This window comes from Streptomyces sp. SID14478 (genome assembly GCF_010548525.1).
GTDB lineage: Bacteria > Actinomycetota > Actinomycetes > Streptomycetales > Streptomycetaceae > Streptomyces.
In genome coordinates, this window is record NZ_JAAGMG010000426.1 from 1 (window position 1) to 237 (window position 237).

Below are 237 nucleotides of genomic sequence, written 5' to 3' on the forward strand. Positions count from 1 at the left end.
CGCGCGGACAGCACCAGCGGCACCACCCCCGCGTCCCCCAACACGCCTACTGTGTCCGCCTCTTGTCGGGACGCGGCCTCGGGCGGCTCTTCGACGATCAGGTGGGCGTTTGTGCCGCTCACTCCGAACGCAGACACCCCCGCACGCCGCACACGACCCTCGACCCGCGGCCACCGCCGTGCCGCCCGCAACACCTCCACACCACCCGACGACCAGTCCACATGCGACGACGGCTCC

The 237-nt window shown here is 72.2% G+C and carries 1 protein-coding gene; it reads right to left on the minus strand.

Annotated features, from left to right (window positions below; genetic code table 11):
- A partial coding sequence (locus tag G3I40_RS13860; protein WP_164302461.1) for a ketoacyl-synthetase C-terminal extension domain-containing protein occupies window positions 1-237 on the minus strand: 237 nt, incomplete at both ends.